The organism is Dechloromonas sp. A34, assembly GCF_026261605.1.
In the GTDB taxonomy this organism is placed as follows: domain Bacteria; phylum Pseudomonadota; class Gammaproteobacteria; order Burkholderiales; family Rhodocyclaceae; genus Azonexus.
Window position 1 is genome coordinate 273,609 of record NZ_CP102486.1, and the last position, 24,120, is coordinate 297,728.

The 24,120-nt window shown below is 62.5% G+C and carries 26 protein-coding genes, 2 pseudogenes and 1 riboswitch; of the genes and pseudogenes, 19 read left to right on the forward strand and 9 right to left on the reverse strand.

Features of this window, described 5'->3' with window-relative positions; genetic code table 11:
- Positions 1–36 precede the first annotated feature (36 nt).
- Positions 37–222, forward strand: coding sequence for a hypothetical protein (locus tag NQE15_RS01395; RefSeq protein ID WP_265945855.1), 186 nt, complete (start codon positions 37–39; stop codon positions 220–222).
- A 76-nt stretch (positions 223–298) separates the two neighbouring features.
- On the opposite strand, the gene metF is transcribed toward NQE15_RS01395, so the two are convergent.
- The 5 genes from metF to metK all read right to left on the reverse strand — a co-directional run bounded on the left by metF (position 299) and on the right by metK (position 5,123).
- Positions 299–1,123, reverse strand: coding sequence for a methylenetetrahydrofolate reductase [NAD(P)H] (metF, locus tag NQE15_RS01400; protein ID WP_265945856.1), 825 nt, complete (start codon positions 1,121–1,123; stop codon positions 299–301).
- Positions 1,120–1,935, reverse strand: coding sequence for a TlyA family RNA methyltransferase (locus NQE15_RS01405; protein ID WP_323054935.1), 816 nt, complete (start codon positions 1,933–1,935; stop codon positions 1,120–1,122). Before NQE15_RS01405 ends, metF begins: the two co-directional genes overlap by 4 nt.
- Before the next feature lie 18 nt (positions 1,936–1,953).
- Positions 1,954–2,301, reverse strand: coding sequence for a phage holin family protein (locus tag NQE15_RS01410; protein ID WP_265945858.1), 348 nt, complete (start codon positions 2,299–2,301; stop codon positions 1,954–1,956).
- A 9-nt stretch (positions 2,302–2,310) separates the two neighbouring features.
- A complete protein-coding gene (ahcY, locus tag NQE15_RS01415) occupies positions 2,311–3,771 on the reverse strand; it encodes an adenosylhomocysteinase (protein WP_265945859.1) in 1,461 nt (486 codons plus the stop codon).
- A gap of 20 nt (positions 3,772–3,791) precedes the next feature.
- Positions 3,792–3,853: riboswitch (S-adenosyl-L-homocysteine riboswitch) on the reverse strand.
- A 106-nt stretch (positions 3,854–3,959) separates the two neighbouring features.
- A complete protein-coding gene (metK, locus tag NQE15_RS01420) occupies positions 3,960–5,123 on the reverse strand; it encodes a methionine adenosyltransferase (RefSeq protein WP_265945860.1) in 1,164 nt (387 codons plus the stop codon).
- 159 nt (positions 5,124–5,282) lie between these two features.
- On the opposite strand from metK, the gene NQE15_RS01425 reads away from it, so the two are divergent.
- From NQE15_RS01425 to NQE15_RS01505, 17 genes and pseudogenes are all read left to right on the forward strand, one after another.
- Positions 5,283–6,125 (forward strand): lysophospholipid acyltransferase family protein, encoded by an 843-nt coding sequence (locus tag NQE15_RS01425; protein WP_265945862.1) that lies wholly within the window; start codon positions 5,283–5,285, stop codon positions 6,123–6,125.
- Between the two features lie 107 nt (positions 6,126–6,232).
- Entirely contained in the window at positions 6,233–7,006 is a 774-nt protein-coding gene (locus tag NQE15_RS01430) for a lipid A biosynthesis acyltransferase (protein WP_323054936.1), read from the forward strand.
- Complete coding sequence (locus tag NQE15_RS01435) at positions 7,003–7,506, forward strand: GNAT family N-acetyltransferase (protein WP_265945863.1); 504 nt, start codon at positions 7,003–7,005, stop codon at positions 7,504–7,506. Before NQE15_RS01430 ends, NQE15_RS01435 begins: the two co-directional genes overlap by 4 nt.
- A gap of 59 nt (positions 7,507–7,565) precedes the next feature.
- Positions 7,566–8,395: pseudogene (gene dapF / locus NQE15_RS01440) on the forward strand (diaminopimelate epimerase).
- Entirely contained in the window at positions 8,392–9,063 is a 672-nt protein-coding gene (locus tag NQE15_RS01445) for a DUF484 family protein (protein WP_265945865.1), read from the forward strand. The pseudogene dapF and the gene NQE15_RS01445 overlap by 4 nt, the downstream one beginning before the upstream one ends.
- Positions 9,063–9,953 (forward strand): tyrosine recombinase XerC, encoded by an 891-nt coding sequence (gene xerC, locus NQE15_RS01450; protein ID WP_265950082.1) that lies wholly within the window; start codon positions 9,063–9,065, stop codon positions 9,951–9,953. Before NQE15_RS01445 ends, xerC begins: the two co-directional genes overlap by 1 nt.
- A 91-nt stretch (positions 9,954–10,044) precedes the next feature.
- Positions 10,045–10,197: a hypothetical protein gene (locus NQE15_RS01455; protein ID WP_226441957.1), complete on the forward strand. Its 153-nt coding sequence runs from the start codon at positions 10,045–10,047 to the stop codon at positions 10,195–10,197.
- 73 nt (positions 10,198–10,270) lie between these two features.
- Positions 10,271–11,464, forward strand: a complete 1,194-nt coding sequence (locus NQE15_RS01460) for a class I SAM-dependent rRNA methyltransferase (protein ID WP_265945871.1) — start codon at positions 10,271–10,273, stop codon at positions 11,462–11,464.
- A gap of 9 nt (positions 11,465–11,473) precedes the next feature.
- Positions 11,474–11,770: a hypothetical protein gene (locus NQE15_RS01465; RefSeq protein ID WP_265945873.1), complete on the forward strand. Its 297-nt coding sequence runs from the start codon at positions 11,474–11,476 to the stop codon at positions 11,768–11,770.
- 56 nt (positions 11,771–11,826) lie between these two features.
- Positions 11,827–13,221 carry a TonB-dependent receptor gene (locus NQE15_RS01470; RefSeq protein WP_265945875.1) on the forward strand — a complete coding sequence of 465 codons (1,395 nt, stop codon included), beginning with the start codon at positions 11,827–11,829 and terminating at the stop codon, positions 13,219–13,221.
- A gap of 10 nt (positions 13,222–13,231) precedes the next feature.
- Positions 13,232–14,137 (forward strand): metal ABC transporter substrate-binding protein, encoded by a 906-nt coding sequence (locus NQE15_RS01475; protein ID WP_265945877.1) that lies wholly within the window; start codon positions 13,232–13,234, stop codon positions 14,135–14,137.
- Positions 14,134–14,712 carry an ABC transporter ATP-binding protein gene (locus NQE15_RS01480; protein ID WP_265945879.1) on the forward strand — a complete coding sequence of 193 codons (579 nt, stop codon included), beginning with the start codon at positions 14,134–14,136 and terminating at the stop codon, positions 14,710–14,712. The genes NQE15_RS01475 and NQE15_RS01480 overlap by 4 nt, the downstream gene beginning before the upstream one ends.
- Positions 14,702–15,466 (forward strand): metal ABC transporter permease, encoded by a 765-nt coding sequence (locus NQE15_RS01485; RefSeq protein WP_265945881.1) that lies wholly within the window; start codon positions 14,702–14,704, stop codon positions 15,464–15,466. The genes NQE15_RS01480 and NQE15_RS01485 overlap by 11 nt, the downstream gene beginning before the upstream one ends.
- Before the next feature lie 96 nt (positions 15,467–15,562).
- Entirely contained in the window at positions 15,563–16,783 is a 1,221-nt protein-coding gene (locus NQE15_RS01490; protein ID WP_265945883.1) for a hypothetical protein, read from the forward strand.
- A gap of 15 nt (positions 16,784–16,798) precedes the next feature.
- Positions 16,799–17,335 (forward strand): ATP-dependent protease subunit HslV, encoded by a 537-nt coding sequence (hslV, locus tag NQE15_RS01495; RefSeq protein WP_265945884.1) that lies wholly within the window; start codon positions 16,799–16,801, stop codon positions 17,333–17,335.
- A 14-nt stretch (positions 17,336–17,349) separates the two neighbouring features.
- Positions 17,350–18,678: an ATP-dependent protease ATPase subunit HslU gene (gene hslU, locus NQE15_RS01500; protein WP_265945886.1), complete on the forward strand. Its 1,329-nt coding sequence runs from the start codon at positions 17,350–17,352 to the stop codon at positions 18,676–18,678.
- Positions 18,679–18,689: 11 nt separating this feature from the next.
- Entirely contained in the window at positions 18,690–19,562 is an 873-nt protein-coding gene (locus tag NQE15_RS01505) for an AEC family transporter (RefSeq protein WP_265945888.1), read from the forward strand.
- Here NQE15_RS01505 and NQE15_RS01510 read toward each other — a convergent pair.
- From NQE15_RS01510 to lptM, 3 genes are read right to left on the reverse strand one after another with little or no spacing between them, the layout of a single operon-like run.
- Entirely contained in the window at positions 19,557–19,925 is a 369-nt protein-coding gene (locus tag NQE15_RS01510) for an RNA-binding S4 domain-containing protein (RefSeq protein ID WP_265945890.1), read from the reverse strand. The two genes, NQE15_RS01505 and NQE15_RS01510, sit on opposite strands and share 6 nt — an antisense overlap.
- A 7-nt stretch (positions 19,926–19,932) precedes the next feature.
- Entirely contained in the window at positions 19,933–21,195 is a 1,263-nt protein-coding gene (lysA, locus tag NQE15_RS01515; RefSeq protein WP_265945892.1) for a diaminopimelate decarboxylase, read from the reverse strand.
- The gene (gene lptM / locus NQE15_RS23985; RefSeq protein WP_416336495.1) at positions 21,192–21,374 is read right to left on the reverse strand and encodes an LPS translocon maturation chaperone LptM; all 183 of its coding nucleotides are present in this window, start codon (positions 21,372–21,374) and stop codon (positions 21,192–21,194) included. The genes lysA and lptM overlap by 4 nt, the downstream gene beginning before the upstream one ends.
- A 42-nt stretch (positions 21,375–21,416) precedes the next feature.
- On the opposite strand from lptM, the gene cyaY reads away from it, so the two are divergent.
- Positions 21,417–21,734: an iron donor protein CyaY gene (cyaY, locus tag NQE15_RS01520; protein WP_265945894.1), complete on the forward strand. Its 318-nt coding sequence runs from the start codon at positions 21,417–21,419 to the stop codon at positions 21,732–21,734.
- Here cyaY and NQE15_RS23990 read toward each other — a convergent pair.
- A pseudogene (locus tag NQE15_RS23990) lies at positions 21,735–24,043 on the reverse strand (penicillin-binding protein 1A). It lies immediately after the preceding gene.
- Between the last annotated feature and the right edge of the window lie 77 nt (positions 24,044–24,120).

The following is a 24,120-nucleotide window of genomic DNA, read 5'->3' on the forward strand; positions in this document are numbered from 1 at the left end:
GTCTGCTACATTTCCCGTCTCAAGGAGGTAACGAACATGAACGATTTGCTACTTTGGTTGGGACGCGGCGTTGGACTCGGTGGCGCGCTGGTATGTTTGCTGAGCGCCATTGCGCGCCTCAGGGGCGATTACTTCGTCGCTGGATTCCAGGTCGGGACGCTGCTCCAGGCGGGAATCGCGCTGATGACCTTCGCCTGCCTCTGTCTGCTTGCCCGCCGCTAGGTCAGGATCGAGGCGAAACGAAGCCACGTAAAAGGAAAAAGCCATCCCGCGGGATGGCTTTTTTGCTTTTACGGGGTCAGCCGAGTCGTTTGCAGATTTCCGTGGTCAACGCCGACTGGTTCATGCTGTAGAAGTGCAGGCCGGGAGCGCCGCCCTTGAGCAGGCGCTCGCACAATTCGGTGACGACATCGAGGCCGAAGGCGCGGATCGAGTCGGCGTCGTCGCCGAAGCTCTCGAATTTCTTGCGCATCCAGCGCGGGATTTCGGCGCCGCAGGCATCCGAGAAGCGGGCCAGCTTGGTGAAGCCGACGATGGGCATGATGCCGGGGACGATCGGCAGGTCGGCGCCGCGTGCCCGGGCTTCTTCGACGAAGCTGAAGTAGGCGTCGGCGTTGTAGAAATACTGGGTGATGGCCGAATTGGCGCCGGCCTTGACCTTGCGCACGAAGGCGTCGAGGTCATCCTTCGGGCTGCGCGCCTGCGGGTGCCATTCCGGGTAGGCGGCGACTTCGAGACTGAACCAGTCGCCGGTTTCGGCCCGGATGAATTCGACCAGTTCGTTGGCGTAGCGGAATTCGCCGGTCTCCGCCATACCCGAGGGCAGGTCGCCGCGCAGGGCGACGATGCGGCGGATGCCGGCGGCCTTGTACTCGCTCAGGATCTCGCGGATGCTGGCGCGTGTCGAGCCGATGCAGGACAGATGCGGAGCGGCCGCGAAGCCTTCGGCGGCGATTTCCTTGACCACCGAGAAGGTGCGTTCGCGGGTCGAGCCGCCGGCGCCGAAGGTGACTGAAAAGAAGCTAGGCTTCAGGGGCGCCAGTTCAGTGCGGACGATGCGCAGCTTGTCGACACCTTCCGGGGTCTGGGGCGGGAAAAATTCGATGGAGATTTCGGGTTTCATTTGTTTAACCAGATGAAGAATTCGCGGTTGCCGTCGCCGCCGGTGATTGGGCTGTCGAGCCAGGCGCGGACGGTCAGGCGGAGGCCGGCAGCGCAATTGCGCAGCTTGGTTTCGACGTCCTTGTAGAGTGCTGGGTCGCGCACGATGCCACCCTTGCCGAGATTGCCCGGGCCGACTTCGAACTGCGGTTTGACGAGCAGCAGCAGGTCGCCATCGTCGGCGAGCAGCGCCGGCAACTGGGGCAGGACCAGGGTCATCGAGATAAAGGAAACATCGCCGACGATCAGGTCGAAGCCGCCGGCCGGGAAGGCAGAGCCGAGATCGGCGGCGGTCAGGGCGCGACAGTTGATGCCTTCGATGGCGGTAACCGCCGAATCATGGCGCAGTTGCGAGTGCAACTGGTCGTGGCCGACATCGACGCCGACCACATGTCGGGCGCCGGCCTGCAACAGGCAGTCGGAGAAGCCGCCGGTCGACTGGCCGACATCGAGGCAATGCTTGCCGGCAACCTTGAGACCGGTCTGGGCCAAAGCGCCGGCCAGTTTCAGGCCGCCACGCGAAACGTAATGGGCGTCGGGGTCAGCGGCCACGACCAAGGGTGTGGCGTCGGGCAATTCCAGTGCCGGCTTGTTGATCGGCCCGCCCGCCCAGCTGACGCGCCCGGACTTGATCATCCATTGTGCTGCGGTACGGGAAGGCGCGAGCTTCTGGGCCACGAGCAGGGCATCCGCCCGCAGCATCCCGTTCGGCCGCTCATGGGCCACCTGTGGCGCCGGGCGCGGCTTTTTCTGCCGCGCGTGGAAGGAATTCATGCTCATCGGTTGCCAGGTTTAGCTCTTGCGCAGCAGGAGCGCGCTCAACAGCCAGGAAATCAGGCTGTAAGCGATCGAGCCGAGCAGCGCCGACCAGAAGCCGCCGACGTGGAAGCCATCGATCAGCATGCCGGCCAACTGGAAGAGCAGGGCGTTGATGACGAAGATGAAGAGGCCCAGGGTCAGCAGCGTCACCGGCAGGGTGAGCAGCAGCAGCAAGGGCCTGAGCAGCGTGTTGATCAGGCCGAGTACGACGGCGACCAGCAACGCGGTGCCGAACCCGGCCACCTGGATCGACGGTACGACATAAGGCAAGGCCAGCAGGGCCAGCGCATTGACGATCCAGAGGGCGAGCAGGTTCAGCATGGTGGTTGCTTAGTAGCGGTAGTGGTCGGCCTTGTACGGGCCTTCCTTCGGCACGCTGATGTAGGCGGCCTGTTCGTCGGTCAGTTCCGACAATTGGGCATTCAGCGTCTTCAATTGCAGGCGGGCAACCTTTTCGTCGAGGTGCTTGGGCAGGGTGTAGACGCCGACCGGGTACTTGTTGGAACCCTTGACTGCTTCGGTCCACAGTTCGATCTGGGCGATCGTCTGGTTGGCGAAGGAGGAGGACATGACGTAGGACGGATGGCCGGTGCCGCAGCCGAGATTTACCAAACGGCCCTTGGCCAGCAGGATGATGCGCTTGCCGTCCGGGAAGATCACGTGATCGACCTGCGGCTTGATCTCTTCCCATTGGTACTTCTCGATCGAGGCGACATCGATTTCGTTGTCGAAGTGACCAATGTTGCAGACGATGGCGTTGTTCTTCATCGCTGCCATGTGGTCATGGGTGATGACGTGGAAGTTGCCGGTGGTGGTGACGAAGATGTCGGCCTTGTCGGCGGCGTATTCCATGGTGACGACGCGGAAGCCTTCCATGGCAGCCTGCAGGGCGCAGATCGGGTCGATTTCGGTGACCCAGACTTGGGCAGACAGGGCGCGCATGGCCTGGGCCGAGCCCTTGCCGACGTCGCCGTAGCCGGCGATGAGGGCGACCTTGCCGGCGATCATCACGTCGGTGGCGCGCTTGATGCCGTCGACCAGCGATTCGCGGCAGCCGTAGAGGTTGTCGAACTTGGACTTGGTGATCGAGTCATTGACATTGATGCCCGGGAACTTGAGTTCGCCGCGCTGATGCATCTGGTACAGGCGATGGACGCCGGTCGTTGTTTCTTCGGTAACGCCCTTGATAGCGGCCAGGCGCACGGAATACCAGGCCGGATCGGCGGCCAGCTTGGCCTTGATGGCGGCGAAGAGGATGGTTTCTTCTTCGGAGCCCGGCTTGGCCAGCACTGAGATGTCCTTTTCGGCACGGGCACCGAGGTGCAGCAGCAGGGTGGCATCGCCACCGTCGTCGAGGATCATGTTCGAGTAGCCGCCGTCGGCCCATTCGAAGATGCGGTGGGTGTAGTCCCAGTAATCGACCAGGGTTTCGCCCTTGACGGCGAAGACCGGGATGTTTTGCGCGGCAATTGCGGCGGCAGCGTGATCCTGGGTCGAGAAGATGTTGCACGAGGCCCAGCGGACTTCGGCGCCGAGCGCGGTCAGCGTCTCGATCAGCACGGCGGTCTGGATGGTCATGTGCAGCGAGCCGGTGATGCGGGCGCCCTTGAGCGGCTGAGTCTTCGCGAATTCTTCGCGAATGGCCATCAGGCCCGGCATTTCGGTTTCGGCGATGAGGATTTCCTTGCGACCCCAGTCGGCAAGGTTGATGTCAGCGATAACGCAGTCTTTGAATTCAGCCACAGTAAGCTCCTGATGAACTGTGGCCGGGAGGGGATGCTCACCCGGCATCCCGTGCCCGGCACGGATTAAATGGGTGAGCGCAGTTGCAAACCGAGCCTGGGAGATTCCTCCTGCAGCGCTCCTCGGTAGGCGGCGGATTATAAACCGCTTTCCGTTTTTGGGCGATTGTGTCCCCGGAGCAGCAGGCGACAAAAAAGGGAGCCGCGTGGGCTCCCTTGTCTGCGGCGGACGGCGTTTTACAGGCCGGCGTCGGAGCGCAGCAGCGTCGCGCGGTCGGTCGCTTCCCAGGTGAATTCCGGCTCATCGCGGCCGAAATGGCCGTAGGCGGCGGTCTTCTGGTAGATCGGGCGGAGCAGGTCGAGCATGTTGACGATGCCCTTCGGGCGCAGGTCGAAGTGCTTGCGGACCAGCGCGGTCAGCGTTTCGTTGCTGACCTTGCCGGTGCCGTAGGTCTCGACCATGATCGAGGTCGGCTCGGCGACGCCGATGGCGTAGGAAACCTGGACCAGACAGCGCGAGGCGAGGCCAGCGGCGACGATGTTCTTGGCGACGTAGCGGGTGGCGTAGGCGGCAGAACGGTCGACCTTGGACGGGTCCTTGCCGGAGAAGGCGCCACCGCCGTGCGGGGCGGCCCCGCCGTAGGTGTCGACGATGATCTTGCGGCCGGTCAGGCCGCAGTCGCCCTGCGGGCCGCCGACGACGAAGCGGCCGGTCGGGTTGACCAGATACTTGATGTCGCCCTTGATCAGTTCCTTGGGCAGCACCGGCTTGATGATCTGCTCGATGGTCGCTTCGCGCAGGTCTTCCAGGCTGATGTCCGGCGAGTGCTGGGTGGACAGCACGACGGTGTCGATCGAGTCCGGCTTGCCATCGACGTAGCGGATGGTGACCTGGGACTTGGCGTCCGGGCGCGCCCAGGGCAGGCGGCCATCCTTGCGCAGCATGGCCTGGCGCTCGACCAGACGATGCGACAGGTAAATCGGCAACGGCATCAGGGACGGGGTTTCGTCGCAGGCGTAGCCGAACATCAGGCCCTGGTCGCCGGCGCCTTGGCCGAGGTTGTCGTCGTAGGCGGCATTGACGCCCTGGGCGATGTCCGGGCTCTGCTTGTCGTAGGCGACGAGCACGGCACAACCCTTGTAGTCGATGCCGTAGTCGGTGTTGTCGTAGCCGATGCGCTTGATGGTGTCGCGGGCGACCTGGATGTAATCGACGTTGGCGTTAGTGGTGATTTCACCGGCCAGGACGACCAGGCCGGTATTGCACAGGGTTTCGGCGGCGACGCGCGAATGTTTGTCCTGGGACAGGATGGCATCGAGGATGGCATCGGAAATCTGGTCTGCAACCTTGTCCGGATGGCCTTCGCCAACCGATTCGGAGGTGAAGAAATACTCACTCATTTGAAGCTCCAATGGTCCTTTGATCCGGCGTTACCGGCTTCGGACCACGAGCGGGTGACGCTTTAGCAGAATTTGTGAATCGCCCCGCAAGTTGTCTGTTTAACTCGGCGATCCCATAATATTAAACTTTTCACGGTGGGTATCAACCCCCGGGGCCTCATGGTTTTTCTCTTTCGACTTCTCAGCAAGCTGCCTTTGTGGCTGGTACACGTGATCGGCGGCTGGCTTGGCCGGCTGACCTATCTGCTTTCCCCAACCTATCGCCGACATGTGCGCGACAACATGGCGCAGGCCGGTATCGATCCGTCCCTGCGAGGCGCAGCCGTAGCCGAAGCCGGCAAGCAGATGGTCGAGCTGGCGCGCATCTGGCTGCGCACGCTGGAGGAAACCAATGCCCAGGTGGTCGAAGTCCGCGGCTGGGAGCATGTCGAAGCCGCCCAGCGGGCAGGCAAAGGCATTGTTTTTCTGACCCCGCATCTCGGCTGCTTTGAGATTACGGCCCAGTACTATTCGGCTTTTGGTGACGTCACCGTGCTTTACCGTCCACCGAAACAGGCGTCGATTCAGCAGATGATTCTCGACGGCCGCAAGCGCGAGCGCCTGCACTTGGCTCCGGCCGATCTCTCGGGCGTCCGTTCCTTGATCAAGGCGCTGAAAAAAGGCCAGGCGGTCGGCATGCTGCCCGATCAGGCGCCCAAGGTCGGCGAGGGTGTCTGGCTCGATTTCTTCGGCAAGCCGGCCTATACCATGACCCTGGCTGCGCGGCTGACCGAAACCGGCGCCACGACCCTGATGGCCTGGGGCGAGCGTCTGCCGGACGGGCGGGGCTATCGGCTACATTTCCGGCCGCCGGTCAGGGCGCTGGCCGGCCCGACGGTCGACCGCGCCCAGCAGATCAATGCGGAAATCGAAACCCTGGTCCGTGAATGTCCGACCCAATATCTCTGGGGCTACAACCGCTACAAGCAACCGGGCGGCGCCGATGCGCCGCCGGTGGAGTGATTTGTCTTGAAACTATTCTTTACCTACATCCTGGTCGGCTTCCTCTGGCTCTTGCACTGGCTGCCCTTGCCCGTCCTGCGGGCGATTGGCGGGGCCTGGGCAGCCTGTTGTATGCGCTTGGCCGCGAGCGCCGCAAGGTGGCACTGACCAACCTGCGATTGTGTTTTCCGGAAAAGACGGAAGGCGAACGCGAGGAACTGGCGCGCCGTCATTTCATCGCCTTCAGCCGCGCCGTGCTCGATCGGACGCTCGGCTGGTGGGCGTCGAAAGAACGCCTCAAGCGCATCATCCGGATTCACGGTGCCGAGCATCTGAATGACCCCGAGGGCAAGCCGATCATTCTGCTGTCGCCGCATTTTGTCGGGCTGGATGCCGGCGCGACGCGCATTTCGATGTATGTCGTTGGTTGCAGCGTGTACTCCAACCAGAAGAATCCGGTTTTCAACAAGTTGCTTTATGATGGCCGCAAACGATTCAATGACACGGTGCTCTTTTCCCGGCAGGAGGGGATGCGCGGCATCATCAAGGCCATGAAGGCCGGACATCAGTTCTACTATCTGCCAGACATGGATTTCGGGCCTACCGATTCGATCTTCGTGCCCTTTTTCGGTGTCCAGGCGGCGACCATTCCCGGCGTTTCCCGGATCGTGCGCCTGACTGGCGCCAAGGTGGTGGCCTGCATTACCCGCCAGGTGGCCGATGGCTACGAGGTCGAAGTCATGCCGCCCTGGGAGAATTTTCCGGGCGAGAGCGTCGAGGCCGATACGGAGTACGTCAATCGCTTTATTGAAAGCCAGGTGCTGCGTATGCCGGAGCAGTATTTCTGGTTGCACAAACGTTTCAAGACCCGGCCACCCGGAGAACAAAGGTTTTACCAATGAACAGCCTGAAAATCGAAATTCGCCCCGTGACGCCGCCCGATGTGCCGGCGATCTCCGCCCTGGCCCGCGAAATCTGGCAGGCCACCTATCCGGGCATCATCACCCAGGAACAGATCGACTTCATGCTCGAGCAGCGCTACGGTCATGAGCGCCTGTACGACGATCTGGAAGATGCCGACAAGTGGCTCGATCAGGCCTTCCACGGCGGACGTCGGGTCGGCTTCGCCTTCAGCGAAATCTACAAGGGTGAGTTCAAGCTCGACAAACTCTATATCCACCCCGATGTCCAACGCCAAGGTGTCGGCGGTCAGTTGATCGAGCATGTCGCTGCCCGTGCCCGGAAGCTCGGCTATCCCTGCGTGGTCCTGGCGGTGAACAAGCGCAACGAAAAGGCCATCGGCTCCTACAAGAAATACGGTTTCGTCGTCCGCGAAGCGATCGTGGACGACATCGGCCACGGCTTCGTGATGGACGATTTCGTGATGGAGAAAAAACTTTAGGAATTTGAGACAAGCCACTGTCTCTGCTATCCTTTTTTAATTACCCAGCGGAGCAGCGTGTGAACCTGAAATTCTCGAAAATGCATGGCCTGGGCAACGATTTCGTTGTCCTCGACGGCATTCGCCAGCACGTTTCGCTGACCCCGGAACAGCTGCGCTACTTGGGTGACCGCCATTTTGGCGTCGGCTGCGACCAGATTCTGCTGGTCGAAAAGCCGACCCAGTCCGGTGTCGATTTCCGTTATCGCATCTTCAATGCCGATGGCAGCGAGGTCGAGCAGTGTGGCAACGGCGCCCGCTGTTTCGTGCGTTTCGTGCATGAGGCCGGGCTGACGGAGAAGCGTGAGATCCGGGTCGAGACAAAGTCCGGCATCATCACGCCGCGCCTCGAGGCCAACGGCAGCGTTACGGTCGACATGGGGGTTCCCCGTTTTCAGCCGAACGAGATTCCCTTTCTGCACGACGACGATGTCGTGATCTACAACCTCGATGTCGCCGACGAAACGCTCGCCATCAGCGTCGTCTCGATGGGCAACCCGCATGCTGTGCAGGTCGTCGACTGTGTCGACGGCGCGCCGGTCGCCGAGCACGGGCCGCTGATCGAAAACCACGAACGCTTTCCGCAACGGGTCAACGCCGGCTTCATGCAGGTCGTCGATCGCCACGCCATCAAGTTGCGGGTCTATGAGCGCGGCGCCGGCGAGACGCTGGCCTGCGGCACGGGGCATGCGCCGCCGTGGTCACCGGCATCCGGCGTGGTCTACTCGATTCACCGGTGCGGGTCACGACCCGGGGCGGCGACCTGACCATCGTCTGGGGCGGCGCCGAGCGTCCGGTATTGATGACTGGCCCGGCGGCAACCGTATTTACTGGAGAAGTTGAACTATGAGCGCCCTGTTCCCCGAAGATGTCGCGGACTACCTGAAAAACAACCCCGGCTTCTTCGAGCAGTATGCCGACCTGATGGCGCAGATCTTCCTGCCGCATCCACATGGCGGGCGGGCAGTGTCGCTGGCCGAGCGCCAGATGCTGACCCTGCGCGAGAAGAACCGGACGACCGAAAGCAAGCTGGCCGAACTGATTGCCTTCGGCGAAGAAAACGACGCGATCAGCGAAAAGGTGCATCGCCTGTCGGTCGCTCTGATCGCCGCCGAAACCTTTCAGGCGGTGATCCATCTGCTCAATTTTCATCTGCGCGACGATTTTTCCGTACCGCATGTCGCGCTGCGCCTTTGGCATAAGCCGGATGAGGTCGAGGGCCTGCCCGAATTCGCGGCGGTCAGCGAGGAATTGCAGGTTTTCGCCGAAACCCTGGCCCGGCCGTATTGCGGCTCGACCGCCGGCTTCGGCACGGCGTCCTGGTTTGGCGAGTATTCCGGCCATATCCGTTCGCAGGCTCTGATCGCGCTGCGCAACGGCGGTGGCACAATCGGCATGATCGCCCTGGGCAGCGAAGAGGCGCAGCGCTTCTACGCCGACATGGGTACGCTCTACCTCGAACGTCTCGGCGAAATGGTTTCCGCCGCGCTCGCCCGGGTCACCAAGAGCGTGCTGTGATCCCCGGCGACGCCGTTGCTGCCTATCTGGCCGAACTGGCCGAGCAGCGCCGGCAGTCGCCGCATACGGTCAGCAATTACCGGCGCGACCTTCGGCGCCTGCTGACCCTGGCCGGCGAGATTCCGCTGGCCGAGTTGCAGGTTCATCACATCCGCCGCTACGTCGCGCAACTGCATGGCCAGGGGCTGTCGGGCCGTTCGCTGGCCCGCCTGTTGTCAGCCTGGCGTGGCTTTTTCAAGTGGCTGGGGCGGGGTGACGCGGTACGGGCCAATCCCTGCGAAGGCGTGCGTTCGCCGAAGCCGCCCAAGCATTTGCCGAATGCCCTGTCGGTCGATGAAGCGGCGCGTCTGCTCGAACCCGACGACGAGTCCGATCCGGTCCTGGCGGCGCGTGATAGCGCGATGTTCGAATTGTTCTACTCGTCCGGTCTGCGCCTCGCCGAACTCGCCGCACTGAACTGCGACGCGCTCGATACGGCTCTGCACGAAGGCGAAATTCGTGTCCTCGGCAAACGCAGCAAGGCGCGGCTGGTGCCGGTCGGCAGCAAGGCCCGCGAAGCCCTGGCCGCCTGGGCAGCGGTGCGCACGTCGCTGGCAACCGAAGGCGAGCCGGGGTTGTTCGTCGGCCAGCGTGGCGGGCGGATCAGCCACCGGATGATCCAGCTTCGGCTGGCCCGTCGTGCCGTGCAGCTTGGTCTGCCGCGCCATGTCCATCCGCACATGCTGCGCCACTCGTTCGCCTCACATATCCTGCAGTCTTCCGGCGATTTGCGGGCGGTCCAGGAAATGCTCGGCCACGCCAGCATTGCCTCGACCCAGGTCTATACCCATCTCGACTTCCAGCATCTGGCCAAGGTCTACGACGCCGCCCACCCGCGGGCCAAGCGCTAATTCGCTGAAACGGCGGGCTTCAATTGACGTTTCGGCCGCCAGCCTCTATGATTCAACGTTTTGAAAATTCGCCGAAATCAAGGAGTTAGTCATGGCTATCAACCGCACCCGCCGTTCTTCCCTGGAACGCCGCAGCATTTCCAAGTCGGCCAAGCGTCTGTTCAAGGGCGACGGCAAGACCGCATTCAAGGTCATCTACGCTGCCGAATGCCACGCTCGCAACCGCAAGGCCCTGGGCGCCTAAGCGGATTCAAGCTTTTTAGGGCCCCGGTTACTGCAAGGTAACCGGGGCTTCTTGCTTTTGAGGTTTAGAAACTATGGCTCAGCTGGTACTCATGCCGGGTAAGGAACGTTCCGCCTTCAAGCAGCACCATCCGTGGGTGTTTGCCGGTTCCGTGGGGCGTCTGGAGGGCCGCGCGCGGCCGGGCGACACGGTCGAGGTGCTGGCCGACAATCTGCGGCCGTTGGGCCGTGCGGCCTACAGCCCGAAATCGCAGATCCGCGCCCGTTTCTGGACTTTCGATGCCGATGAATCGGTCGACGACGCCTTCTTCAAGCGCCGCGTCGCCGCTGCCGTCGCTCGTCGCCAGGCCTTGCCCGCCTTGCGTGGTCAGCAGGGGCTGCGCCTGATCCATGCCGAGTCGGATGGCCTGCCGGGTGTCATCGCCGACCAGTATGGCGATACCGTGGTCATCCAGCTCACCTCGGCCGGGGCCGACAAGTGGCGCAATGCCATCGTCGCCGGCCTGGTCAAGGCGACCGGCTGCTCCCGCATCTACGAGCGCTCGGACTCCGATGTTCGCGGCCTGGAAGGCCTGGAGCCGACCACTGGCTGGGTCCATGGCGAGGCGCCGACGACGGCGCTGGCAATCAGCGAAAACGGCGTACGGATGGCGGTGGATATCGTCGGCGGGCACAAGACCGGCTTCTATCTCGACCAGCGCGACAACCGCGCCCTGCTCGGCCAGCTGGCGGCCGGCAAGGAAGTCCTGAACTGTTTCTGCTACACCGGCGGCTTCTCGCTGCAGGCGCTGGCCGGCGGCGCGACCAGCGTGCTCTCGATCGATTCCTCCGGTCCGGCGCTGGAACAGGCTAAGGCCAATCTGGCACTCAATCCGCAATTGCCAGCCGAGCGGGCTCACTGGCAGGAAGCCGATGTTTTCCAAGCCTTGCGCGATTTTCGCAAGGATGGGCGACTGTTCGACCTGATCGTCCTCGATCCGCCCAAGTTCGCGCCGTCCGCCGCCCATGCCGAACGTGCGGCGCGGGCCTACAAGGACATCAACGTGCTCGGTTGCCGCTTGCTGAAGCCGGGCGGCCTGCTGATGACCTACTCGTGCTCGGGCGGTATAGGGCTCGAACTGTTCCAGAAGATCGTCGCCGGCGCCGCGCACGATGCCGGGCGTGAGGCGCGCATCGTCGGCCGGCTGGCCGGAGCGGCCGATCATCCGGTCGCGCTGAACTTTCCGGAAGGCGAATACCTCAAAGGCTTGCTCGTCCAGGTCGACTAAACCTTCCCAGTGAATCCGCTGCGTCAGTTCCTTCTCGTTGCCGTTCTCCTCTTCGCCCAGCTGGCGGCGGGGGCGCATGCCGTCGAGCATACCGCCGGCAAGGATGGGGTGCTGCCGACGCACGCTTGCGAGCTTTGCCTGGCCACCCACAATCTGGGCTCGGCCTTGCCGTCGCTGGCCGCCTTGCCCCGGTGGTGGCCGCTGCCCTCGTACCGGAAACGCTGGACAGCCATCCGCGCAGCGCCTTTCCTCCGCCCGCCGCCTGCCAGCGCGGTCCGCCGGCTGCCTGAAAACGTCTTGATTTGATCGTCGACCCTGCATCTTGCAGCCGGTCGAGTTGATTCCGTTTTCAGGAGAATTCCATGATGTACAAGCCATTTGTCATGGCTGCTCTGCTTGCCGCCTCGTGCGGCGCGCAGGCCGCCGATGCCGCCGATCTGGCCGCCATCCGCAGCCAGATCAACGAAATGAAGCAAAGCTACGAACAACGCATTGCCGCCCTGGAGGAAAAGCTGGCGCAGGCCGAAGCCGCGGCCGGTCGGGCCGAGACGGTGGCCGGCAAGGCTGAGCTGGTGGCCAACGACGCCAGCCTCAAGGTCCGCCAGCCGCAGACCTCAGCCGCCGCCTTCAATCCGGAAATCTCGTTGATCCTTTCCGGCAGCTACACCAATCTGACGAAGGATCCGCGCGAGCGTCGTCTGCAGGGCTTCATTCCGTCCAACGGTGAGCTGATGCCGGAAGGCCGCAGCTTCAATCTGGGCGAATCGGAACTGGCGATTACCGCCAATATCGATCCGCTATTCCGCGGCGCTCTGCGCCTGGCTCTGGCGCCGGACAACACACTTGGGGTCGAGGAGGCGAGCATCCAGACCCTGGGTCTGGGTGAAGGCTTCAACCTGAAGGCGGGGCGTTTCCGCTCGGGCATCGGCTATCTGAACGAGCTGCATCCCCATGAATGGGACTTCTCCGATGCTCCGCTTCCTTACCAGGCCTTCTTCGGCAACGCTCTGGGGATGGATGGCGTGCAGGTACGCTGGCTGGCGCCGACGCCGGTATTCCTGGAATTCGGAGCGGAAACGGCGCGGGCGATGAGTTTCCCGGCGACCGACGAGGCGAAAAACAAGAATGGCCTGATGTCGGCTGCCGCATTCGTCCACCTCGGTGGCGATGTCGGGGTGTCGAATAGCTGGCGCGGCGGCATTTCCTACTTTGCTTCGCAACCGAAAGATCGCAGCTACGACGATCCGCTGAACGGAGTCAGCAACAGTTTCAGTGGCCGCAGCCGAACCTGGATTGCCGATCTCTTGTGGAAGTGGGCGCCCAACGGCAACAGCAAAGTCACCAACCTGAAACTGCAGGGTGAATACTTCCGGCGCACCGAGACCGGCGATCTCGTCTACGACACCGCCAGCACGGCGCAACAGGGCGCCTATCGCAATGCCCAGTCAGGCTTCTATGCTCAGGCGGTTTACCAGTTCATGCCGAACTGGCGCATCGGTTATCGCTACGACCGCCTGAGTTCGGGGGCGGCCGATATCGAACTGCTCAATAACGGCAGCTTGACGGCGGCCGATCTGCCGCTGCTGGCGCACTACGCGCCGAGCCGAAATACGCTGATGGTGGATTGGAGCCCCAGCGAATTCTCGCGTCTGCGGCTGCAGTACGCCCAGGACAAGAGCCGTCCCGAGGCGACCGACAATCAGCTCTGGCTGCAATACGTCGTCAGCATGGGCGCGCACGGTGGACACAAATTCTAAGGAGTCAGCGATGAAGACCATTTCCGTCCGCTTCAGCCTTGCCTTGCTGAGCCTGATTTCCTTGCCGGCCTGCGCCGCTCTCAACGTCTTTGCCACCGTCCCCGAGTGGGGCGCGCTGGCCAGGGAAATCGGTGGCGAGCAGGTCCGCGTTTATACGGCGACCACTGCCTTTCAGGATCCGCACCGCATCGAGGCCAAGCCATCGTTGCTGGCCCAGGCCCGGCAGGCGAACCTGGTGGTCGCTGCCGGCGCCGATCTGGAGGTCGGCTGGTTGCCGCTGGTCTTGCGCGACTCGGGCAATTCGGCCATCCAGGCCGGGCGGCCGGGTTATTTCGAGGCCGCTAGTTTCGTAAACCGGCTTGAGGTGCCGAGCGTGCTCGACCGGTCGCATGGCGATGTGCATGCGGCGGGCAACCCGCACATCCATCTCGATCCGCGCAATGTGCTGAAAGTCGGCGAGGCGCTCAGTTCCCGCATGGCTGAACTGGATGTCGCCAATGCCGCCGTCTACAAGGCGGGGTTCCGGGCCTTCGCCGGCAAGTGGCAGACGGCGATGGCGCGCTGGGAGAGGGAAGCGGCGCCGCTGCGCGGCATGCCGGTGGTGGTCCATCATTCCTCCTTTTTGTACCTGGCGCACTGGCTGGGTCTCAAGGAGGTCAGTACGCTCGAGCCGAAGCCCGGCGTCGAACCAAGCAGTGGCCATTTGAGGGGCTTGCTGGCGCTCCAACAAACGACGCCGGCCAGGATGGTCTTGCGTACTGCTTACAACCAGGACGGACCGAGCCAGTGGCTGGCCGGCAAGTCCGGCATTCCGGCCGTGCTGCTGCCCTACACGGTGGGTGGCACACCGGAAGCCAAAGACCTGTTCGGCCTGTTTGACGACACCGTGCAGCGTCTGTTGAAAGCCGCGCGGTGAACACCTTGCTTGAACTCGAACAGCTGGTTGCCGGGTGGCAGCAGCCGGCTACCCTGCCCCTAGACCTGGTCCTGGGGGCCGGCGAGATCGTTGGGCTGACCGGCCCCAACGGGGTCGGGAAGAGCACCTTGCTCGCCGCCGTCGCCGGGCGGGCCCGGGTCTTTTCCGGGAGGCTGCGTCAACGCCCTGGCTTACGTCTCGCCCTGCAGACGCAGGATGTGCCGCCGGTTGACGGCCTGCCGCTCTCCGGCCGCGAGTTGCTGACGCTGACTGGCGCTAGCGCCGACGGCCTGCCGCCCTGGCTCGCCGAGCGCATCGACCTGCGCCTGGACCGCCTGTCCGGCGGCCAGCGCCACTATCTGACGCTGTGGGCCGTTCTCCAAGCGCCGGCTGACCTCGTGCTGCTCGACGAGCCGACCAATAATCTCGATGCCGCCGGTGTCGCCCATCTGACCGCCCACTTGCGCGAGCGCGCCGAGGCCGGGGCGGGCATGCTCGTGGTCAGCCACGATGCCGCCTTCGTCGAGGCCGTTTGCGATCGAGTACTGGTGCTAGGGGGCCGCGATGTGGAATGAGGTCTTCCTGATTCCCTTCCTGACCGGATTGGGACTCGCCATTCTCTTGCCCGTGCTCGGTTGTTATCTGCGCTTGCGCGACGAGTGGCTGGCGGCGCTGGCTTACTCGCACATCGCCGCCGCGGGAGCGCTGCTCGCCTTGGTTGGCGGCGCAATGCCGGCGCTCGGGGGAGTCCTCGCGGCGGGTCTGGCTGGCGCCGGGAAGCGGCTGTTTGCCCGTCGCCTGGCAGGCGGGGCGAGTTATGCCCTGTTATTGCTCGGGGGCTGGGCGGTGGCCGTCTTGCTGGCGGCCAACCATCCGCTGGCCGAGCGACTCGGTCATGCCTTGTTCGATGGCCAACTCTATTTTTCGGGCAGCGAGCAACTGTGGCTGGTGGCGGGCGGCGGGGCGGTGGCGCTTCTTCTCTTGCGAACAATTTCCCGACATCTGCTGCTGGCCAATGTCTATCCGGATTTTTTCCGGATTCGCGGCATCCGCACCTGGCCGACCCAGACCGGCTTTGACGTGCTGGCTGCTCTGGTGCTGGCACTGGCGACGATGAGCATGGGGGTCATGGGGGCGTTCGCCCTGGTTTTCATTCCGCCCTGGCTGGCGTTTCGCCGGGCGTCCAACTGGCAGGCGGGCCTGCGCGTCTCGTTGCTGGTCGGCATCATCGCCTACGTTGCGGCGTTCCTGCTGGCACTTGGCCTGGACCAGCCGTTTGGCCCGGTGCTGGCGCTTGTCCTGATTGTCATAGGCTTGGTCATTGCGTGACGCTGGCGGCCGTGCTAAAACATTGCTTCGGTACGCGGAGAACTCATGGTTTTTTCCTTCTTCAAAAAACAAGTGCAGAAAATGCCGGAGCGGCCGGTGGCACGACCACGCCCGCCCACGCCGGAGGTGCGTCCGCAAAACCTTCCGACTGAGGAGCCGGAGCCGCTGCCCGAACCGCTGCCCGATCTCGAATTTACCGTCGGCAACCGACCGTTACCGGTTCCAAACAAGGCGGAGGCGGCGCTTTCGACCGAGCCGAATCCCGCCCTTGATGATCTCGATTTCACCGTTGAGGATTTTGATCGCGATTTCATCGAATCCAGCGTCATGGGCATTGACGTCGAGCATGGCGGTGACCCGCTGCAGGGCGATATCGAGCACGTTGTCGTCCTCTTTGCGAATGGTCAGGATGCGGCGGCCCGCTCCCTGCTCGAAACCCTGGTTCGCGCCTATCCGGGCAGCGAGGGCAAGCGTTTCTGGCTATTGCTGTTCGATCTGCTGCAGTCCTTGGGTGAGCGGGCTGCCTTCGAGAAGCTGGGGATGGACTACGCAGAGGCCTGTGAAACCTCCCCGCCGCCCTGGCGCCAGGAAGAGGCGGCTGTGGTCAGCAAAGTCGGCGGCGGCCGACAATTTATCCTGCAAGGGGTACTGACCGCCGAAGGAGCGCAGCCGGTGGCGGAGCTCGGCAAGCTGATCGCCCAGAAGGTTCCGGTTATCGTCGATTGTGGCAAGCTGGTTGGCTGCGATGACGACGTGGCTGGCGAACTGGCCGACTTGCTCACCCGGGCGCGGCATACCGGTGCGGCGGTGACATTGGTTGGCGTCGAGGGATTTCTCGGCCGCCTCAATGAGCGACTGGTGGCCGGCGAAGCAACCCGGGCCACGACCTGGTTATTGCTGCTTGAACTGCTGCAGCGCCATGGAACCCAGGAAGCCTTCGAGGAACGTGCGGTCGACTATGCCGTGACTTTCGAATTATCACCGCCGTCGTGGGAAGCAGTGCCAGCGGCTCGTATCGCCTTGCCGGCGGTAAGCACAGGCCCGAGCGATGACGCTTACTACTTTTCCGGCGAGTTGAAGAACTGTCGTTTTGACGAACTGTTGAAAGTATTCGAGGCGGTCGAGATTCCCGTTCTTGATTTTGCCGGGGTTCGCCGAATGGATTTCTTCTCGGCCGGACAACTGGTCAACCGCATTGCGCCTTTCAAGGCCAAGGGCCGCGATATCCTAATCCGCAGTCCGAGTCATCTGGTCGCCGAACTGATGGCCGTCGTCGGCCTCAACAAACAGGCGCGCATCATAGTTCCCAAGTCTTAAGGATCAGGAAAAAACATGGAGCAATATCACGGCACGACGATTCTGTCGGTGCGACGGGGTAACTCGGTCGCCATGGCGGGGGACGGTCAGGTTACGTTGGGCAATATCGTCATCAAGGCCACTGCGAAGAAGGTCCGGCGGCTTTACCAAGGCCGCATCCTGGCCGGCTTTGCCGGCGGTACGGCCGATGCCTTTACGCTGTTCGAACGCTTCGAGGCCAAGCTCGACAAGCACCAGGGCAACCTCTTGCGCTCGGCCGTCGAACTGGCCAAGGACTGGCGGACCGACCGCGCCTTGCGCCGGCTGGAGGCCATGCTTTCGGTCGCCGACAAGGAGGTCTCGCTGATCATCACCGGTAACGGCGACGTGCTCGAGCCGGAGCAGGGCATCGTCGCCATCGGTTCCGGCGGATCCTATGCCCAGAGTGCGGCGCGGGCGTTGCTTGAGAACACCGATCTGTCGCCGCGCGACATCGTCACCAAGTCGCTGGAAATTGCCGGCGACATCTGCATCTATACCAACCGTAACTTTACGATCGAGGTCCTGGAATGAGTGGCGGCGCAACCATGACCCCGCAGGAAATCGTCTCCGAGCTGGACAAGCACATCGTCGGCCAGACCAACGCCAAGCGATCGGTCGCTATCGCCCTGCGCAACCGCTGGCGGCGGGCACAGGTCGCCGAGCCGCTGCGCCAGGAAATTACCCCGAAAAACATCCTGATGATCGGTCCGACCGGCGTCGGGAAGACTGAAATCGCCCGCCGTCTGGCCCGTCTGGCCGATGCGCCCTTCATCAAGATCGAGGCGACCAAGTTCACCGAGGTCGGTTACGTCGGACGTGATGTCGAAACCATCATCCGCGACCTGGTCGAGATCGCCATCAAGGCCAACCGCGAACGGGCCATGAAGCAGATGCGGGCCCGGGCCGAGGATGCCGCCGAGGACCGCATTCTCGACGTGTTGCTGCCGCCGGCGCGTAATCCCGGCTTCTTCGCCGAGAATGCCGGGCAAACCGAAGATGGGGCGACACGCCAGAAATTCCGCAAGAAGCTGCGCGAAGGCGAACTGGACGACAAGGAAATTGATGTCGAATTGGCCGCGCCGAACATGCAGGCCGAGATTTTCGCCCCGCCGGGCATGGAAGAGCTGACCCAGCAGATCCAGGGCATGTTCCAGAACATGGGCGGCGGGCGCAAGAAGTCGCGCAAGCTGAAGGTCAAGGAGGCACTGAAACTGCTGACAGACGAGGAGGCCGGCAAGCTGGTCAATGACGAGGAAGTGAAGCTGGAAGCAGTCAAGGCGGTCGAGCAGAACGGCATCGTCTTCCTCGACGAACTGGACAAGATCGCCAGCCGCTCCGAGATGCAGGGCGCCGACGTCTCGCGCCAGGGCGTCCAGCGCGATCTGCTGCCGCTGGTCGAGGGCACGACCGTGTCGACCAAGTACGGCATGATCAAGACCGATCACATCCTGTTCATTGCCTCGGGGGCTTTTCACCTGTCCAAGCCGTCCGATCTGATCCCGGAATTGCAGGGGCGATTCCCGATCCGCGTCGAACTGGATTCGCTGTCGGTCGCCGATTTCGAGTGCATCCTGACCCAGACCGATGCCTGCCTGACCCGCCAGTATCAGGCCTTGCTGGAAACTGAAGGCGTGCAGATCGAGTTCGCCGATGAGGGCATCAAGCGGCTGGCCGAGATCGCCTTCCAGGTCAATGAGAAAACCGAGAACATCGGGGCCCGGCGCTTGCACACGGTCATGGAAAAGCTGCTCGAGGAAATTTCCTTCGGCGCCGGCAAGAGCGGTCCGGAGAATATCCTGATCGACGCTGCCTACGTCAATTCCCGCCTCGGCGAACTGGCAGCCGACGAAGACCTGTCGCGTTACGTGCTTTGACCGACAGTAGTTTGACCTTCCGGCTCGTCGCGATTCTTTTTCCGATTTTCGGGATCGTCGCTGCCGGTTATTTCTATGCTCGCCATCACAAGCCGGAAATGGCGGTCGCCAACCGGCTGAACATGGATGTCTTCGTGCCGGCCTTGGTTTTCGCCGCGATGGCCGGCAAGTCCTTCGACCTCGCGGCCTATGCGCCGCTGGCCTTGGGCGGTTTTTTGGTGCTCGCCACCTGTGGCCTGCTCGCCTGGCCGATTGCCCGGCTGCTTGGCGTGCAGCCGAAAACCCTGGTGCCGCCGATGCTGTTCAACAACTCGGGCAACATCGGACTGCCGCTGGCCGTACTCGCTTGGGGCGAAGAGGCACTGGCGGCCGCGGTCATCCTGTTCATGGTCGAGAACACGCTGCATTTTTCCTTCGGTGCCCGCCTGCTCGACCCGAAGACGCGGATCCTGACGCTGTGGCGCATCCCGGTGGTTGCTGCGGCTATAGTCGGCCTGGCGGTTGCCGTGCTGAAAATCCCCGTCTGGCAGCCGGCGGTGATCGCCATCAAGATGCTGGGCGACGTCTCGGTGCCCTTGCTGCTCTTCTCGCTCGGCGTGCGGATGACGGATGTCAGCTTCGGCGAATGGAAACTGGCGGTGGGCAGCGCCCTGCTGCGACCGCTGGCCGGGATGGCCATCGCCTACGGAGTGATCCTGCTGCTCGGCCTGTCCGGCCGCGATGCGGCCATGTTGCTAGTCTTCGGCGCGCTGCCGCCGGCCGTGCTCAACTTCCTGTTCGCCGAGCGCTACAAGCAGGAGCCGGAGCGGGTAGCGTCAATCGTGCTGATCGGCAACCTGGCCGCCCTGGTTTTCCTGCCGCTGGCCTTGGCGATGGTCCTATGAGCCGCCGAAACGGTTGATCTGTCGCCGGTCGCGCTTGGTCGGGCGACCATGCAGATCGGCCGCCGGATCGACGACCAGTTGGTGGGTTTCGCGCTGTACTTCGCGGGCGGCGACACTTGCTGCGCTTTCCTCGTAGAGCAGCCGCGCCTCGGAGGCCGGCCCGCGTTTTTCGGATAGCCCTCTGACCGTCACTTCCCAGCGTGTTTCGCCATTGGCAATGTCCAGGCGATCATCGACCTTGACCTCGCGCGCCGCTTTGACGCGGCAGCCGTTGTGCTGAACCTTGCCGCCATTGATCGCATCGCAGGCCAGGGTGCGCGTCTTGAAGAAACGCGCCGCCCACAGCCATTTGTCGAGGCGCATCGCGGCCCTACTGAGGCAACAGGCTTTCGCCGGCGTAGAGTTGCTCGACGGTTTCGCGCTGACGGATGACGAAGACCTGGTCGCCGTCGACCATCACCTCGACCGCGCGCGGCCGGGTGTTGTAGTTGGAACTCATCGCCATGCCATAGGCGCCGGCCGACATCACGGCCAGCAGGTCGCCGGGTTCGATGTCCAGGGGGCGGGCCTGTCCGAGAAAATCGCCGGTCTCGCAGACCGGGCCGACGACGTCATAAGTGTGGGGTTCGCCCTGGCGCGGCACGACGGGCAGGATGTCGTGCCAGGCTTCGTAAAGCGCCGGGCGCATCAGGTCGTTCATGGCGGCGTCGATGATGGCAAAACTCTTGCCTTCACCCGGCTTCAGGAATTCGACGCGGGTCAGCAGCAGGCCGGCATTGCCGACCAGGCGACGACCGGGTTCGAGCACCACTTTCAGTCCGCGCCCGAGCAGTTTGTCGAGCAGCGGTGTCAGGTAGGAGGCGACGGTCGGCTGTTCCTGGTCATCGCGATACTTGATGCCGAGACCGCCGCCGAGGTCGAGGTGATGAATCGCGATGCCTTCGCCGCTCAACTGGTCGAGCAGGACCAGAATACGTTCCAGGGCCTCGACGAAGGGGGCGGGGTCGAGCAATTGCGAGCCGATATGGCAGTCGATGCCGGCGACCTCAATGTTCGGCAAGGCGGCAGCGCGGCGGTAGAGCGCCAGAGCGTCGTCGTAGGCGACGCCGAACTTGGCCTCCTTGAGACCGGTCGAGATGTACGGGTGCGTCTTCGGGTCGACGTTGGGATTGACGCGCAGGCTGACCGGCGCCTTCTTGCCGCACTGGCCGGCCACGTCGTTGAGGCGTTCGAGTTCGGGGGCGGATTCGACGTTGAAGCAGAAAATGCCGGCGTCCAGCGCCTGTTTCATTTCGGCCGCGGTCTTGCCGACGCCGGAGAAGACGACTTTTTGCGGATCGGCGCCGGCAGCCAGGACGCGCTGCAACTCACCGCCGGACACAATGTCGAAACCTGCTCCGAGGCGGGCGAAGACATTCAGAATGGCCAAATTGGAATTGGCTTTGACGGCGTAGCAGACCAGCGCATCCTTACCCGCCGGATGGCTGCCGAGGACGTCCTGGAATTCGTGCAGGGAAGATTCCAGCGCGGCGCGCGAATAAACATAGGCCGGCGTGCCGAATTGTGCGGCAATGCCGGGCAGGGCAAAGCCTTCGGCGTACAGGACGCCGTCTTTCAAGGTAAATGAGCTCATTGGGGGCTAGATTTGAGGTCCGTGCTAACATCGCCGGCACTTGGCCGCGGCGCAGGCTTGGCCGCTTTCGGACTGCCGAGCAGGGGTTCCGGCGCAGCGCCAGGTGGCAACTCAAGCGGGCCTTTCATGCCACAGGCGGCAAGGCTGAAACTTAGCAAAACTGCGGCAATTCTGGACATTGGCGACGGGTTTGTCAGCAAAGAGCGGGATGTTAGCACACGATGGATGACAAGGAATTCAACGGCTTGGCCGATGCCGCGCTGGCCAGGATCGAAGCGGCGTTGGAGGCCAGCGAGGCCGATATCGATTTTGAACTGGCCGCCGGCGGCGTTCTGGAAATCGAGTTCGCCGATCGCAGCAAAATTATCGTCAACCGCCATGGCATCGCCCATGAAATATGGGTCGCCGCCCGTGCCGGCGGCTTCCACTTCCGCTGGGATGGCAGCGGCTGGCGGGATACTCGCGACGGCACAGAACTGATGGAGAAGTTGTCAAGTCTCGCCAGTCAGCAGGCCGGAGAGTCTATCTCCTTGGTCTGATCAGTCGCTGGGCGGGCTGCTCAGGTCAGGTTTTGGCTCTGGTATCGCCGCCTCATCTTCTGGCGGTCGCTCCTTTTCGGCATTCTCGGCGTAGATATAGCTACGCTCACGCCCCTCGCCGATGCTGATCAAGCCCTCAGGGGGCGTCGGTAGCTGCACAGGAACGTCCTTGAGTGCGCGGTTCATATAACCGATCCAGATCGGCAAGGCGGCGGCCCCTCCAGTTTCCTTGTCACCCAGCTTCCGGGGCTGATCAAAGCCGACCCAGGCGCATCCGGCAACCGTCATCTGATAACCGCAAAACCAGGCATCGACGTATTCGTTGGTCGTGCCGGTCTTGCCGGCAAGATCGTGGCGCTTCAAGATCGCTGAGGCCTTCGCGGCGGTCCCGTAAATGGTTACGTCGCGCAGCATGGCATCCATCATGAAAGCGTTGCGGGGGTCGATAGCGCGGATCGACTCTTCTCCGGCCTGAACTTCAGCCGATTGGGCTAGAACCTGATTTCTCTCGTCCCGGATCTCATGCACGATGTAGGGGTTGATCTTGTAGCCGCCATTGGCAAAAACGGCGTAGGCGGTCACCATCTGCCACGGCGTCACCGAGCCGGCGCCTAGGGCCATGGTGAGATAGGGCTGATGCTTTGCGGCATCGAAACCGAAACGGCCGGCGTAGTCCTGGGCGTAGTGGGTTCCGATCGATTGCAGGATGCGGATCGAGACCATGTTTTTCGACTTGGCGAGGGCCGTACGCATCTTCATCGGGCCCTCGTACTTGCCGTCGTAATTGTGCGGCTCCCAGGCTTGGGCGCCGGTCTGGCTGGCCGGAATGACGATCGGCTCGTCGGCGATCACGCTGTTCGGGCTGAATCCTTTTTCCAGCGAAGCAGAGTAGATGAAGGGTTTGAAGCTTGAGCCAGGCTGGCGCCAAGCCTGAGTGACATGGTTGAACTTGTTGCGATTGAAGTCAAAGCCGCCGACCAAGGCGCGAATTGCTCCATCGGTCGGTGAAACTGCGACGAAGGCTGATTCGACTTCCGGTAGTTGGCTGATCTGCCAGTTCCCTTTGTCGTCCTTGAGCAAGCGGATGATGGCGCCGCGTTTCAGGCGTTTGTTGGGGGGGCCTTGTCGTCAAGCATTCGGGCGGCGAACTTGATGGCGTCCCCACTCAGCGTGACGACTTCCCCACCTTTCCGGTAAGCCTTGATTTGCTTTGAGTCGGCAGTAAGGACCAGTGCCGGAATCAGGTCTCCGGCATCGGAAATGTCCTGCAGGGATTCGTCGATGACCTCATCCTGATCGGATTTAAAGTCGGTCATGTCGAGGTACGACTCAGCACCGCGATAGCCATGCCGACGGTCATAATCCATGACGCCCTTGCGCAGGCTGTTATACGCGGCCTCCTGCTCAGTCTTGATCAGGGTGGTGTAAACCTTCAGGCCACGAGAGTAGACATCATCCGGGAAACGCTCGGCCGTTATCTGACGCGCCATTTCAGCCGCAAATTCAGCACGCACCGCAAATTCGGCCAACTCGCGTTTGACGACAAGCGGTTCTTTTAGTGCGGCTTGATGCTGTGCCTCTGTGATATATCCCAACTCGTGCATCCGCCGCAGCACGTACTGTTGGCGCAATCTGGCCCGTTTGGGATTGACAATCGGGTTATAGGCCGAAGGTGCCTTGGGTAATCCTGCCAGCATCGCTACTTCGGCAATCGACATCTCTTTCAGCGGCTTGCCGAAGTAAATCTGGGCAGCTGCGCCAAAGCCATAGGCCCGTTGCCCGAGAAAAATCTGGTTTATATAGAGCTCAAGAATCTGGTCCTTCGACAGGTTGCTTTCAATCTTGAAAGAAAGCAGGGCTTCATATAGTTTGCGCGTGTAAGTCTTTTCGCCAGTCAGGAAAAAATTTCGTGCTACCTGCTGGGTGATCGTTGAGGCTCCTTGTCGTTTGCCTCCTCCGAGCACATTGGCTCCGGCCGCGCGCAGTATGCCGAGGTAGTCGATACCACCGTGCTGATAAAAGCGGTCATCTTCTGCGGCCAGAATGGCCTGTTTCATGATCTCGGGAACATCGCCAATGGCGACCACTGCACGACGCTCTTCTCCGAACTCGCCTATCAGGTGACCGTCAGCGGTGTAGACTCGCAAGGGAATCTTGGGTCGGTAGTCGGTCAAGACTTCCAGCGAGGGCAGGTTGGGGTAGGTCAGAACGAGTACGATAAGGGTAATCGCCAGAACGATACCTACCAAACCAAGCAGAGCGACAAGCGGGTACAGGGCGACGCGAAGCGCTAAAGGCAGTGGGGACAAAATGATTAAGGGACTTAATTGGAGTTGTGCCGATTATACGCTGAGGCCAATCGCTGCCGTGAAAGTGCTTTACATGC

Excerpts from the sequence above, each read along its gene's own strand:
- NQE15_RS01395 (WP_265945855.1), top strand. The coding sequence starts at position 37 with ATGAACGATTTGCTACTTTGGTTGGGACGCGGCGTTGGACTCGGTGGC.
- metF (WP_265945856.1), bottom strand. The coding sequence starts at position 1,123 with ATGAAACCCGAAATCTCCATCGAATTTTTCCCGCCCCAGACCCCGGAA.
- NQE15_RS01405 (WP_323054935.1), bottom strand. The coding sequence starts at position 1,935 with ATGAATTCCTTCCACGCGCGGCAGAAAAAGCCGCGCCCGGCGCCACAG.
- NQE15_RS01410 (WP_265945858.1), bottom strand. The coding sequence starts at position 2,301 with ATGCTGAACCTGCTCGCCCTCTGGATCGTCAATGCGCTGGCCCTGCTG.
- ahcY (WP_265945859.1), bottom strand. The coding sequence starts at position 3,771 with ATGCCGGGTGAGCATCCCCTCCCGGCCACAGTTCATCAGGAGCTTACT.
- metK (WP_265945860.1), bottom strand. The coding sequence starts at position 5,123 with ATGAGTGAGTATTTCTTCACCTCCGAATCGGTTGGCGAAGGCCATCCG.
- NQE15_RS01425 (WP_265945862.1), top strand. The coding sequence starts at position 5,283 with ATGGTTTTTCTCTTTCGACTTCTCAGCAAGCTGCCTTTGTGGCTGGTA.
- NQE15_RS01435 (WP_265945863.1), top strand. The coding sequence starts at position 7,003 with ATGAACAGCCTGAAAATCGAAATTCGCCCCGTGACGCCGCCCGATGTG.
- NQE15_RS01445 (WP_265945865.1), top strand. The coding sequence starts at position 8,392 with ATGAGCGCCCTGTTCCCCGAAGATGTCGCGGACTACCTGAAAAACAAC.
- NQE15_RS01455 (WP_226441957.1), top strand. The coding sequence starts at position 10,045 with ATGGCTATCAACCGCACCCGCCGTTCTTCCCTGGAACGCCGCAGCATT.
- NQE15_RS01460 (WP_265945871.1), top strand. The coding sequence starts at position 10,271 with ATGGCTCAGCTGGTACTCATGCCGGGTAAGGAACGTTCCGCCTTCAAG.
- NQE15_RS01470 (WP_265945875.1), top strand. The coding sequence starts at position 11,827 with ATGATGTACAAGCCATTTGTCATGGCTGCTCTGCTTGCCGCCTCGTGC.
- NQE15_RS01475 (WP_265945877.1), top strand. The coding sequence starts at position 13,232 with ATGAAGACCATTTCCGTCCGCTTCAGCCTTGCCTTGCTGAGCCTGATT.
- NQE15_RS01485 (WP_265945881.1), top strand. The coding sequence starts at position 14,702 with ATGTGGAATGAGGTCTTCCTGATTCCCTTCCTGACCGGATTGGGACTC.
- hslV (WP_265945884.1), top strand. The coding sequence starts at position 16,799 with ATGGAGCAATATCACGGCACGACGATTCTGTCGGTGCGACGGGGTAAC.
- hslU (WP_265945886.1), top strand. The coding sequence starts at position 17,350 with ATGACCCCGCAGGAAATCGTCTCCGAGCTGGACAAGCACATCGTCGGC.
- NQE15_RS01510 (WP_265945890.1), bottom strand. The coding sequence starts at position 19,925 with ATGCGCCTCGACAAATGGCTGTGGGCGGCGCGTTTCTTCAAGACGCGC.
- lysA (WP_265945892.1), bottom strand. The coding sequence starts at position 21,195 with ATGAGCTCATTTACCTTGAAAGACGGCGTCCTGTACGCCGAAGGCTTT.
- lptM (WP_416336495.1), bottom strand. The coding sequence starts at position 21,374 with ATGTCCAGAATTGCCGCAGTTTTGCTAAGTTTCAGCCTTGCCGCCTGT.
- cyaY (WP_265945894.1), top strand. The coding sequence starts at position 21,417 with ATGGATGACAAGGAATTCAACGGCTTGGCCGATGCCGCGCTGGCCAGG.